This is a genomic window from Streptomyces niger (assembly GCF_000718305.1).
Lineage (GTDB): Bacteria > Actinomycetota > Actinomycetes > Streptomycetales > Streptomycetaceae > Streptomyces > Streptomyces niger.
Genome location: NZ_JOFQ01000024.1, coordinates 38432 through 50298, shown reverse-complemented (window position 1 = coordinate 50298; position 11867 = coordinate 38432). Strand labels below are relative to the sequence as shown.

13 protein-coding genes are annotated in these 11867 nt (G+C 72.3%); 9 read left to right on the top strand and 4 right to left on the bottom strand.

Annotated features, from left to right (window positions below; translation table 11 throughout):
• Positions 1 to 27 precede the first annotated feature (27 nt).
• Both IF20_RS31805 and IF20_RS31800 read right to left on the bottom strand, forming a co-directional pair.
• The gene (locus tag IF20_RS31805; protein ID WP_052868867.1) at positions 28 to 1347 is read right to left on the bottom strand and encodes a D-arabinono-1,4-lactone oxidase; all 1320 of its coding nucleotides are present in this window, start codon (positions 1345 to 1347) and stop codon (positions 28 to 30) included.
• Entirely contained in the window at positions 1307 to 2578 is a 1272-nt protein-coding gene (locus tag IF20_RS31800) for an MFS transporter (RefSeq protein ID WP_052868866.1), read from the bottom strand. Before IF20_RS31800 ends, IF20_RS31805 begins: the two co-directional genes overlap by 41 nt.
• Positions 2579 to 2731: 153 nt before the next feature.
• Here IF20_RS31800 and IF20_RS31795 point away from each other — a divergent pair, with 153 nt between their 5' ends.
• Positions 2732 to 3880 (top strand): ferrochelatase, encoded by a 1149-nt coding sequence (locus IF20_RS31795; protein ID WP_052868865.1) that lies wholly within the window; start codon positions 2732 to 2734, stop codon positions 3878 to 3880.
• 50 nt (positions 3881 to 3930) lie between these two features.
• Positions 3931 to 4761 carry an inositol monophosphatase family protein gene (locus tag IF20_RS31790; RefSeq protein ID WP_052868864.1) on the top strand — a complete coding sequence of 277 codons (831 nt, stop codon included), beginning with the start codon at positions 3931 to 3933 and terminating at the stop codon, positions 4759 to 4761.
• Between the two features lie 204 nt (positions 4762 to 4965).
• On the opposite strand, the gene IF20_RS39490 is transcribed toward IF20_RS31790, so the two are convergent.
• Entirely contained in the window at positions 4966 to 5139 is a 174-nt protein-coding gene (locus IF20_RS39490) for a hypothetical protein (RefSeq protein ID WP_199896844.1), read from the bottom strand.
• 353 nt (positions 5140 to 5492) lie between these two features.
• On the opposite strand from IF20_RS39490, the gene IF20_RS31785 reads away from it, so the two are divergent.
• From IF20_RS31785 to IF20_RS31770, 4 genes are all read left to right on the top strand, one after another.
• Positions 5493 to 6146, top strand: a complete 654-nt coding sequence (locus tag IF20_RS31785; protein ID WP_030062975.1) for a response regulator transcription factor — start codon at positions 5493 to 5495, stop codon at positions 6144 to 6146.
• 8 nt (positions 6147 to 6154) lie between these two features.
• Positions 6155 to 7402, top strand: a complete 1248-nt coding sequence (locus tag IF20_RS31780) for a sensor histidine kinase (protein ID WP_052868863.1) — start codon at positions 6155 to 6157, stop codon at positions 7400 to 7402.
• Between the two features lie 439 nt (positions 7403 to 7841).
• Positions 7842 to 8144 (top strand): DUF4193 domain-containing protein, encoded by a 303-nt coding sequence (locus IF20_RS31775; protein ID WP_003982531.1) that lies wholly within the window; start codon positions 7842 to 7844, stop codon positions 8142 to 8144.
• Positions 8145 to 8333: 189 nt separating this feature from the next.
• Entirely contained in the window at positions 8334 to 9161 is an 828-nt protein-coding gene (locus IF20_RS31770; protein WP_110944725.1) for a hypothetical protein, read from the top strand.
• A gap of 81 nt (positions 9162 to 9242) precedes the next feature.
• On the opposite strand, the gene IF20_RS31765 is transcribed toward IF20_RS31770, so the two are convergent.
• Positions 9243 to 9686 (bottom strand): DUF3093 domain-containing protein, encoded by a 444-nt coding sequence (locus IF20_RS31765; RefSeq protein WP_052868862.1) that lies wholly within the window; start codon positions 9684 to 9686, stop codon positions 9243 to 9245.
• 58 nt (positions 9687 to 9744) lie between these two features.
• Here IF20_RS31765 and IF20_RS31760 point away from each other — a divergent pair, with 58 nt between their 5' ends.
• From IF20_RS31760 to IF20_RS31750, 3 genes are read left to right on the top strand one after another with little or no spacing between them, the layout of a single operon-like run.
• A complete protein-coding gene (locus tag IF20_RS31760; protein ID WP_052868861.1) occupies positions 9745 to 10329 on the top strand; it encodes a PaaI family thioesterase in 585 nt (194 codons plus the stop codon).
• Positions 10326 to 10865, top strand: a complete 540-nt coding sequence (gene dut, locus IF20_RS31755) for a dUTP diphosphatase (protein WP_052868860.1) — start codon at positions 10326 to 10328, stop codon at positions 10863 to 10865. Before IF20_RS31760 ends, dut begins: the two co-directional genes overlap by 4 nt.
• Position 10866: 1 nt before the next feature.
• Positions 10867 to 11631 carry a DUF3710 domain-containing protein gene (locus tag IF20_RS31750; RefSeq protein WP_052868859.1) on the top strand — a complete coding sequence of 255 codons (765 nt, stop codon included), beginning with the start codon at positions 10867 to 10869 and terminating at the stop codon, positions 11629 to 11631.
• Positions 11632 to 11867: the final 236 nt, after the last annotated feature.

The window sequence follows — 11867 nt, the reverse complement described above, 5'->3', positions numbered from 1 at the left end:
GGGGTCCGCCCCGGGGCCACCGTGCCGCTAGTCGCCGAGCACCCGCCGCAGGTACGGGTTGGCGAACACCCGCTCCGGGTCCAGCCGGTCCCGTAGCGCGGTGAACTCACCGAAGCGGGGATAGGCCGCTTCCAGGTACGCCGCGTCCCGGGTGTGCAGCTTGCCCCAGTGCGGCCGGCCGCCGTGCGCGGTCATGATGCGCTCGGCGGCGGTGAAGTAGGCCTCGTGCGGCGTGCCCCGGTACATGTGCATCGCGATGTAGGCGCTGTCCCGTCCCGAGGCCGTGGACAGCGGGATGTCGTCGGCGGGCGCGGTGCGTACCTCCACGGGGAAGCTGATCCGGAAGCCGGAGCGCTCGACCAGCGCGCGCAGCTCCTGTAGTGCGGCGACCGCGGCCTCTCGGGGGACGGCGTACTCCATCTCCACGAAGCGCACCCGGCGCGGGCTGGTGAACACCTTGTAGGGGATGTCGGTGTACGTACGGGCGGAGAGCGCGCGGCTGGAGAGCTTGGCGATGCCGGGGATGGTGGCGGGCAGTGCCTTGCCGACGGCGCAGGCGACCTGGAAGACGCCGTTGGAGAGCAGCTCGTCGTCGACCCAGCCGCTGACGGTGCCGTTCGGTGCCGCGGGGCCCTGGCTGCGGTTGTTGCGCTTGGTGTTGCAGTTCCCGGTGTGCGGGAACCAGTAGAACTCGAAGTGCTCGTTCTCGGCGACGAGGGCGTCGAAGTCCTCGGTGACCCGGTCGAAGGACATCGGCTCTTCGCGGGCCGTGAGCAGGAACTCCGGCTCGACCTTGAAGGTCAGCTCGGTGAGGACTCCCAGGGCGCCCAGGCCCAGCCGGGCCGCCGCGAAGACGCCCGCGTTCTCCTGTGCCGAGCAGCGCAGTACGGAGCCGTCGGCGGTGACCAGCTCCAGCCCTGCGAGCTGCGCGGAGAGGGAGGCGGAGTCCCGGCCGGTGCCGTGGGTGCCGGTGCTGGTGGCCCCCGAGACCGTCTGCTCCATGATGTCGCCCATGTTGGCCAGCGACAGGCCCTGCCCGGAGAGCGCCGCGTTGAGGTCCTTCAGGGGCGTGCCGGCGGCCACGGTGACCGTGCCGGCGGCGCGGTCCACCTTCCGTATGCCGCTCAGCCGCTCGGGGCGTATGAGGAGGCCGTCGGTGGCGGCGGCCGGGGTGAAGGAGTGGCCGGTGCCGGCCGCCTTCACGGTGAGCCCGTCCGTGGCCGCCTGTCGTACCGCCGCCGCCAGTTCCTCGGTGGAGGCCGGGGCCACGCTCCGTACGGGGCGGGCCTCGACGTTCCCCGCCCAGTTACGCCACGCGTTCTCCCGTGTCGCTCGTGCCACTGTCATGTGCGCCCAGCCCTCCCGTTGCCGGGGGCAGGGGTGCCCCCGCCCGCGTCGGCGCCGGCCGCAGCCGGCGGTATCCGAGGAACGCGACCGCGGCCGCGAGCGCCCCCGCCACGGCCGGCACGACGTACCCCGCGCGGGCTCCGGCCGCGTCCACCACCGAGCCGGCGGCCGACGAGCCGAGCGCCACCCCGACCGCGAGCCCGGTACTCGTCCAGGTCATGCCCTCGGTCAGTTGCGCGCGCGGTACGTGCTGCTCGACCAGGGCCATGGTGGTCACCATCGTGGGAGCGACGGTCAGGCCCGCGACGAAGAGCGCCACGGCCAGGAACGGCAGGTTCCCGACCAGTTGGAGCGGGATCATACTCACGGCCATGAGGAGGACGCCCAGGACCCAGCGGCGGGCCGCCGGGCCGGCCGGGCGGAGCATCCCGAAGGCCGCGCCGGCCGAGCAGGACCCGAGCGCGTAGATCGCGAGGACGACGCTGGCCGCGCCCTTGTGGCCCTCGGCTTCCGCGAAGGCCACGGTCACCACGTCGATCGCCCCGAAGATCGCGCCGGTGGCGGCGAAGGTCGCCACGAGGACCTGCAGGCCCTTGGAGCGCAGCGCGGAGCCCTTGGAGTGGTGCTCGCGGGGGTGCGGCACGGGTTCGGTGGCGCGCTGTGCGGTCAGCCAGAAGACGCCCGCCGCCAGGAAGACGCCGGCCAGCAGGGGCCCGGCCTCGGGGAACCACGACGTGGAGAGCCCGATGGCGAGGATCGGTCCGACGATGAAGCAGAACTCGTCGACGATCGACTCCCACGAGTACGCGGCGTGCAGCATGTCGGGGGAGCCGCGGTGGACCTCGGCCCATCGGGAGCGGACCATCGCGCCGACGCTCGGTACACAGCCCGCGCAGGCGGCGAAGACGAAGAGCGTCCAGTCGGGCCAGCGCTGCTGGGCGGCCACGAGGAGGGCGGCGAGCGCGGCCAGTGAGACGAGCGTGGCGGGGCGCAGGACGCGGGCCTGGCCGTGCCGGTCCACCAGGCGGGAGATCTGCGGGCCCAGTACCGCGGCGGCCAGTGCGACCGTTGCCGAGAGCGCGCCGGCCAGCCCGTACCGGTCCGTGAGCTGGGAGACCATCGTGACGATGCCGATGCCGGTCATGGAGAGCGGCATCCGCCCCAGGAATCCGGCGGCGGAGAAGGACTTCGTGCCGGGCCGGGCGAACAGGGCGCGGTAGGGACTGGGCAAGGGGGCGCTCCGCCAGGTGAGGATCCGCGGGGACCGCGGGGAGACGGTACAGGGCGGCAGTAAGGAACGTACTGCAGTCATACAGCTTACGGGTGACGCACGGAAGGTGCCTCCGGTTTTCCGGCTGTCAGTGCCGGGTGGGAGGATCGAAACATGCCCGAACAGTCAGTGCCTGCTCCCTACGACGCCCTGCTCCTCCTCTCCTTCGGCGGCCCCGAAGGGCCCGACGACGTGGTCCCGTTCCTGGAGAACGTGACGCGCGGCCGCGGCATCCCCCGTGAGCGCCTCAAGGAGGTGGGACAGCACTACTTCCTGTTCGGCGGTGTGAGCCCGATCAACGCGCAGAACCGCGAGCTGCTGGACGCCCTGCGCAAGGACTTCGCCGAGCACGGCCTGGACCTGCCGGTGTACTGGGGCAACCGCAACTGGGCGCCGTACCTCACCGACACCCTGCGCGACATGGTCCGCGACGGCCGCCGCCGCATCGCCGTGCTGGCCACCAGCGCGTACGCCTCGTACTCGGGCTGCCGGCAGTACCGGGAGAACCTGGCCGACGCGCTCGCCGCCCTGGCGGCCGAGGGCCTGGAGGTACCGCAGGTCGACAAGTTGCGGCACTACTTCAACCACCCCGGCTTCGTCCGCCCCATGGTCGACGGGGTGCTCGCCTCCCTCGCCGAGCTGCCCGAGGACGCCCGCGCGGGTGCCCACATCGCGTTCACCACGCACTCCATCCCCACCGCCGCCGCCGACACCTCGGGGCGGCCGGAGGAGCACACCGAGGACGGTGCGGGCGGCGCGTACGTGGCGCAGCACCTGGACGTGGCCAAGGTGATCGTCGAGGCCGTCCGCGAGGAGACCGGCATCGCCCACCCCTGGCAGCTCGTCTACCAGTCCCGCAGCGGCGCCCCGCACATCCCCTGGCTGGAGCCCGACATCTGCGACCACCTGGAGACGCTGCACACCCAAGGCGTCCCGGCCGTCGTGATGGCCCCCATCGGCTTCGTCTCGGACCACATGGAGGTCAAGTACGACCTCGACACGGAGGCCACCGCCAAGGCCGCCGAGCTGGGCCTGCCGGTCACCCGGTCCGCCACCGTCGGCGCCGACCCGAGGTTCGCCGCGGCCGTCCGCGACCTGCTCCTGGAGCGCGCGGCGGCCGAGCGCGACCGCGCCCCGAAGCGCTGCGCGCTCGGCGCCCTGGGGCCCAGCCACGACCTCTGCCCGGTCGGCTGCTGCCCGGCCCGCACCCCCCGGCCGGCCGCCGCCGGCGCCGACTGGAGCGGCGCGACTGCGGGGGCCTAGGAGCCCGTGCAGCCCCCTGGAGCCACCTCTCCGTACGAACAAGGAGCACCGTGTCCCATCCCCTGAAGGACGCCTCGCCGCACAGCGGTGAACCGAAGGAAGAGCTTCTCGCGCTGGCCCTGGAGGCCGCCCGCCGCGCCGGTGACCTGCTGCGCGACGGCCGCCCCGCCGACCTCGGGGTGGCCGCGACGAAGACCAGCCCCATCGACGTCGTCACCGAGATGGACATCGCCTCCGAGAAGCTGATCACCGGCTTCCTCGCCGAGCACCGCCCCGAGGACGGCTTCCTGGGGGAGGAGGGCGCCAGCTCCGAGGGGACCAGCGGGATCCGCTGGGTGATCGACCCGATCGACGGCACCGTCAACTACCTCTACGGCCTGCCCTCTTGGGCGGTGTCCATCGCCGCCCAGAAGGACGGCGAGACGATCGTCGGTGTGGTCGCGGCCCCCGTGCGCGGCGAGACCAGCCACGCGGTGCTCGGCGGCGGCGCCTTCCTGAACGGCGCGCCGGTCCGGGTGCGGCCCGCGCCGCCACTGTCCCAGGCCCTGGTCGGCACCGGCTTCGGGTACGTGGCCGAGCGGCGCGCCGCGCAGGCCGCCGTCCTGGGTTCCGTGCTTCCGCAGGTGCGCGACATACGGCGCGGCGGCTCGGCCGCGATCGACCTCTGCGACGTGGCCTGCGGCCGGCTGGACGCCTACTACGAGCGCGGCCTGAACCCGTGGGACTACGCGGCGGGCGAGCTGATCGCCCGTGAGGCCGGCGCGCTCACCGGCGGCCGCCCCGGCGACCCGGTGTCCCCGGACCTCACCGTCGCCGCCTCCCCGGCGGTTTTCGAGGCGCTGCAGCCCCTGCTGGAGGACCTGGGCGCCTGGCACGACTGACCGGGGTCCGGGGTCCGCGGCGCCGTGCGGGTCGCGCACGGCGCCGTACGGCCCGCCTTTCGGCGCGATCTCCGAACCCGCCGAGCCGAGCGTCGTACGGACCGTCCGTGCCGCCGTACGACACGGGTACGTCCCCGGACACGACGAAGCGCCCCGGCACCGTCCCCTCGGTGCCGGGGCGCCCTTCGTGCGGGGCGTGCGGGGTCAGGCGCTGGGCGCGCCGACCTCCACACCGTGCTCGGAGGCCAGTCGCTGCAGGTCCTCCAGCTCGGCCTGCTCGACGTCGGCGAGGAAGTCGTCGCCGGTTTCGCGGGCCCGGTCCAGGTCGGCTTCGGTGCTCTTTATGCGCTGCAGAATGCCTGCGGTGAACGCGTCCATGGTGCGCCCCCTCGTCGTGGGTCGGTGGCACGGGGGTGTGCCGACGGGTGTGGGCCCCTCGTCCACGGGGGTGTGGTTGAGGGAGATCACGGCGTGGTCCCTGCGGGCTGCCGTCCGCGCGTGGGTACGGCGTCGTGCAGGGCGTGATCGCGAGTGTGCAATCGTCCTCCCCATGGCGAACCTCACGGAAACCTCAAGAAGGCGGTGAATCGCTGCCAATCGGGTAGCCGCGGTCCCGCGGCGAGCGTCCGCACCTCCTCTTACAGCCGGTTTACGGCTCTTGGGGGCAGGATGGACGTGCTCGAAAAATGTGTGTGCCCTGTTCGGCGGGGCCGTGAGGAAGGACTAGCGACGTGCGTGTACTCGTCGTCGAGGACGAGCAGCTGCTCGCCGATGCGGTGGCCACCGGACTGCGCCGGGAGGCCATGGCGGTCGACGTGGTGTACGACGGCGCGGCCGCGCTGGAGCGGATCGCGGTCAACGACTACGACGTCGTGGTGCTGGACCGCGACCTCCCGCTGGTCCACGGCGACGACGTCTGCCGCAAGATCGTCGAGCTGGGCATGCCCACCCGCGTCCTGATGCTGACCGCCTCCGGCGACGTCAGCGACCGCGTCGAGGGCCTGGAGATCGGCGCCGACGACTACCTCCCCAAGCCGTTCGCCTTCACCGAACTGACCGCTCGCGTGCGCGCCCTCGGGCGCCGTACGACCGTGGCGCTGCCGCCGGTCCTGGAGCGGGCCGGCATCAAGCTCGACCCGAACCGCCGCGAGGTCTTCCGCGACGGCAAGGAGGTCCAGCTCGCGCCCAAGGAGTTCGCGGTGCTGGAGGTCCTGATGCGCAGCGAGGGCACGGTCGTCTCGGCCGAGCAGCTGCTGGAGAAGGCCTGGGACGAGAACACCGACCCGTTCACGAACGTGGTCCGGGTGACCGTCATGACGCTGCGCCGCAAGCTCGGCGAGCCCGCCGTGATCGTGACCGTACCGGGCTCCGGCTACCGGATCTGAGCAGAGCAATGGCAACGACACCAGCGGCGCCTCAGTCGCCGCCCGCACCGCCCAAGCCCACCTGGGACCCGAAACCGCCGGTCCGGCCCTTCCCGTGGCTGCGCCCGACCATCCGGATACGGCTCACGCTGCTGTACGGCGGCATGTTCCTGATGGCGGGCATCGTGCTGCTGGCCATCATCTACATGCTGGCGGCCAACGCCCTGCAGGACGGCAACCAGCTACCCTTCAAGATCATCGGGTCGGACTTCCGGATCGTCACCGACCGCTGTCCCGGTGCTGCCACCAACAACGTCGACCAGCTGAACTCGGCCATCAACACCTGCATCTCCCAGCAGCGCGCGGTGGCCCTGAACAACCTCCTGAACCGCTCCCTGATGGCGCTGGTCGGCCTGACCATCGTCGCGTTCGCCTTCGGGTACGCGATGGCGGGCCGCGTCCTCTCGCCACTCGGCCGCATCACGCGTACCGCGCAGCGGGTGGCCGGCTCGGACCTGCACCGCCGGATCGAGCTGGGCGGCCCGGACGACGAGCTGAAGGAGCTCGCCGACACGTTCGACGAGATGCTGGACCGGCTGGACCGCGCGTTCGAATCGCAGCAGCGCTTCGTGGCGAACGCCTCGCACGAGCTGCGTACGCCGCTGGCCATCAACCGCACGCTTCTCGAAGTGCAGCTCGCCGACCCGGACGCCTCGCCGGAGCTGGCCCAGTTGGGCAAGACCCTGCTGGCGACCAACGAGCGCAGCGAGCAGCTCGTCGAGGGCCTGCTGCTGCTCGCGCGCAGCGAGAACAAGATCGTGGACCGGAAGCCGGTCGACCTGGCCGAGGTGGCCTCGCAGGCCATCGAGCAGTCCCGGACCGAGGCGCAGGCCAAGGGCGTCGAGCTGCGCGGCGTACGCAAGCAGGTCTTCGTGCAGGGCAACGGCGTGCTCCTGGAGCGCATCGCGCTGAACCTCGTACAGAACGCCGTGCGGTACAACGTGCCCGAAGACGGGTTCGTGGAGGTGACCACCGAGGCGCAGCCCGGTTGGGCGGTGCTGGTGGTCTCCAACACCGGTCCGGTGGTCCCCGCCTATGAGGTGGAGAACCTCTTCGAGCCGTTCCGACGGTTGCGTACGGAGCGCACGGGCAGCGACAAGGGCGTGGGCCTCGGCCTGTCCATCGTGCGGTCCGTGGTCCGGGCGCACGACGGCACGATCACCGCCGTACCGCGTGAGGGCGGAGGCATGGACATGCGCGTGGTGCTCCCGGTGTGAGAGTTCCGGCCACCGCTCCCGCGGGTCCGGCTTGACGCGGCCGGGGGAGTCCGGTCATCCTTCGCCCCGAGTTCGCTTTGCGCGGAATTCGACCGGTCCGTTCGGCGGCCCGGGCATGTGTGATCGATCACAGGCGCGAATTCCGGGCCGTCTACTCTCCGTGATCGCCAGGGCCCTCGGAACGCCGGGAAACTCCGGGTTTCCCGGGGGTCCGATCACGGGAAGTACACGTGATGGCAAGCGCGAGGTGCGACTTTAGGACCGTGTACGGTCCTATCGCCATCCAATCCGATCACCTCTTCAGGGGTGCGGTTGGGTGTCGATTGAGTAACAGACCTTGATGTGAGGCAAAATCTCCGCCTCAGGTCGGGCACAAGTCCGGCCTCTCACGCGTTACGAGCGCTGAGACACCGCAGACACCCAGAGGGGGAGAGCGACCATGGCTACGGATTACGACACACCACGCAAGACCGATGACGACCTCAACGAGGACAGCATCGAAGAGCTGAAGTCGCGGCGGAACGACAAGTCCGCCTCGGCCGTCGACGTCGACGAGTTCGAGCAGGCCGAAGGCCTGGAGCTGCCCGGCGCCGACCTGTCCAACGAAGAGCTCGCCGTACGGGTCCTGCCCAAGCAGCAGGACGAGTTCACCTGCATGAGCTGCTTCCTGGTCCACCACCGCAGCCAGCTGGCGGCGGAGGACAAGAACGGCCAGCCCATCTGCCGCGACTGCGCGGCCTGAGGGCGGGCCGAGGCCGTGGCCCGTACGCGCCCGCGAGGGAGACCGGCGGTCTCCCGGACAGGCGCCGCCCCGAGCCGCGGTCACCGGGACGACAGCGTGAGGTGAAGCTCAGTGAAACCGTTCCGTAGAGGCAATCAGGGCGAGACCGGTCCGGCGGCCGGAGCACACAGACGCGGCGAGACCGCGCCCGTGCCCACCGACCGGACCGCCCTCCCCGCGGAGCGGGGCACCGAAGCGCTGAGGGAGCGTGGCCGTGCGGCCACGCTCGCGGCCAGAACGGCCGCCGGCGCCCGCAGAAGCGGCGTCACGGTGCGGTCGGGACTCTCCTGGACCGCCGACCGGATCATCGAGGCCGCCCCGCGGATCCCGGTCCGCGACCTGGCCACGCTGCGCCGCCAGTTTCCCGGCCTGACCCCCGAGGAGCTGGCCGACAGACTCGTCGCGGGGGCGACGAGAGGCACCGCCACGGTCGGTGCCGGAGTGGGCGCCGCGGCCATGCTGCCGGTGCCGCCCGCCATGCCGGCCGAGCTGGCCGCCGAGGTCGTCGGCGTCGCCTCGGTCGAGATCAAGCTCATCGCCGAGCTGCACGAGGTCTACGGCCTGCGCCCGCAGGGCGGGCGCACCGCCCGTGGCCTGGCGTACGCCCAGGCCTGGACCGAGGAGCGCGGCGTCGACGTCGCCGCCCCGGCCTCGCTGAACCTCGCGCTCGGCGGACAGATGAAGCGCGAGCTGCGCCAGCAGATCATGAAGCGCATGATGCGCAATCTGCCCAGCATGACGCCGTTCATGGTGGGTGCGGCGGTCGGCGCGTTCATGAACCGCCGGGACACCGCCAAGCTGGCCGGCAAGGTCCGCCGGGACCTGCGGCGCCGCCAGGTCCCCTGGGACGCCCTCCCGGACCCGGCCCCGGCCCCCGAGCCCAAGCGGCTCACCGGCCGCGCCAGAACCGGCCGTACCGGCCGCCGGAAGCCCGGACAGCACGAGCCCGGACAGCACGAGCCCGGCCGGGACGACTGACCCGCCCTCGAAGCTTTCCCCCCGGGTAGGCTCCGAGGCTCCCCCGGATACGCCCCGAAGCGCTCTCCCCGTAGCGTCCTCTCAGGCCCGGATCGCCGCCAGCGCCGCCGACAGCTCCTCCGGATGCCGCGTCGACAGGTAGACGTACGGCGTCGGGTCCGCCGGATCGGTCACCTCGACCCGCACGGCCGTCGGAATGTAGCTGCGCATCACCATGAACGCACGGGTGTCGGCCTTGTACGTACGCCACGCCCGGGCCTCCTCGGCGTCCAGCATGTGCGTCTCGCCCAGCGCCTCGGCCGGGATCTTCGCGTCCCCGGCGATCAGCGCGCCGCCCACGATCCGGATGCGGGCCGAGCCGTACGCGCTCACCAGGACGGCGGCCAGCGCGGCGCCGCCCACCAGCCCGCCGAGCATCGGCAGCGTCCCGAGCGGCAGCAGCATCAGGGCGCAGGCGACGCCGACGGCGACGGCGATCACCCACCAGGAACGGGGCGCTGTGAGGCGTTCTTCGTACGACTGCATGCGTCCAGCTTGGCACGTGCGCGCGCGTGCTCCGCGCGCGCGGGTAGGGTCTCCACCTGTGAGTGGAGACAGGACATCGCTGACGCCGCCCGCGGACGCCGCCGCGCCGGTACGGCACCCCGAAGCACCCGCGCCCGGCGAACTGCTCGGCGCGCACTACGACCGATGTTTCGGGTGCGGCGGGAAGCAGCCGCACGGCCTGCACCTGGAGGCGCGGGCCGGAGAGGGCGTGCGCGTCAGCGCCGAGTTCACCGTCAAGGAGGCCCACCAGGGCGCGCCGGGCCTCGCGCACGGCGGCGTGCTGGCCACGGCGCTGGACGAGACGCTCGGCTCGCTCAACTGGCTGCTCCAGGCCATCGCGGTGACCGGCCGGCTGGAGACCGACTTCCTGCGGCCGGTACCGGTCGGCACGGTCCTGCACCTGGACGCCGAGGTCACCGCGGTGCACGGGCGGAAGATCTACTCGCACGCCGTGGGCCGGATCGGCGGCCCGGACGGCCCGGTCGCGGTCCGCGCCGACGCGGTCTTCATCGAGGTGAAGGTCGAGCACTTCATCCAGAACGGCCGGCCCGAGGAGATCGAGGCCGCGATGGCCGACCCCGACCAAGTACGCCGCGCCCGCGCCTTCGAGGTGAACCCGTGACCGAGCCCCTTCAGACACCGCAGCCGCGGCGCCCCGTGGACGTGCGGATCCGGCGCGTCGATCCGGAGGTTCCGCTGCCCGCATACGGGCACCCGGGCGATGCGGGGGCCGACCTCGTCACCACGGAGGCGGCCGAACTGGCCCCGGGGGAGCGCACGGTGCTCCCCACGGGGGTGGCCATCGCGCTGCCCGAGGGGTACGCCGCGTTCGTGCACCCGCGGTCGGGCCTCGCCGCCCGCTGCGGTGTGGCACTCGTGAATGCCCCCGGGACCGTGGATGCCGGGTACCGTGGGGAGATCAAGGTGATCGTGGTCAATCTGGACCCGCGCGAGACCGTGCGGTTCGAGAGGTTCGACCGGATCGCCCAACTGGTCGTCCAGCAGGTCGAGAAGGTGCGCTTCCACGAGGTGGCGGAACTTCCCGGCTCGGCGCGGGCCGAGGGGGGATTCGGGTCCACCGGCGGTCATGCGGCGGTGGGCGGCCCCACGGGCGGGAATGGATACGCATCGGTCGGTGCCGACCGGGAAGGACAGTGACGTGTTCGGACGTCGCAAGAAGAACGAGGCTCCAGACGACGCGGTCGAGGCGGTCGATCCTGCCGAGGAGACGGCGTCGGACGAGTCCGGTGCGGACGACGAGAGTTACGGCGTGAGCCTTCCGCCGGCCCCGCGGCCCGACGGCCCCTGGGACATCTCCGAGGTCGGCAATCCGGGCGAGGGCCGGGTGGACCTGGGCGGCCTCTTCGTACCGGGCGTGGAGGGCATGGAGCTGCGGGTGGAGGTCGCCGGTGACGCGATCGTCGCCGCGACCATCGTGCTGCAGGACAGCGCCGTGCAGCTGCAGGCCTTCGCCGCCCCCAAGAACGAGGGCATCTGGGGCGAGGTGCGGCAGGAGATCGCCTCCGGCATCACCCAGCAGGGCGGCGTCATCGACGAGGTCGACGGCCCGCTGGGCTGGGAGCTGCGGGCCCAGGTGCCGGTGCAGCTGCCGGACGGGACGAACGGCGTGCAGGTCGTGCGGTTCGTCGGCGTGGACGGCCCGCGGTGGTTCCTGCGTGGCGTGATCTCCGGCCAGGGCGCGGTGCAGCCGCAGGCCGCCGGGCTGCTGGAGCAGATCTTCCGGGACACGGTCGTGGTGCGCGGCGAGGGCCCGATGGCGCCCCGCGACCCGATCGTCCTCAAGCTCCCCGACGACGCCCAGATGGTGCCGGAGGGCGTCCAGCAGGACGACGCCTCGCAGTCCCGCTTCGGCGGCGGCGTGGAGCGTCTGGAGCGCGGCCCGGAGATCACCGAGATCCGCTGACCGCACGCTCGTACCCGTCCCGCGGCCGCGGCACCCCGTACGGTAGGGGCGCCGCGGGCCGCGGGGGCGTGAGCCGGGTGTCGCGTGCTGCGTACCGTGTGCTGCGTATCGCGTGCTGCGTGTCGCGTGACGGCGTACCGTTTCGCCCCTCGTTTCCCCCATGGGGGTGCATTGAGGTCCCCTTCTCAACACAGTAGTGCGCGGCACTGACAGCCCGGACAGTCCTGCCCGCCCAC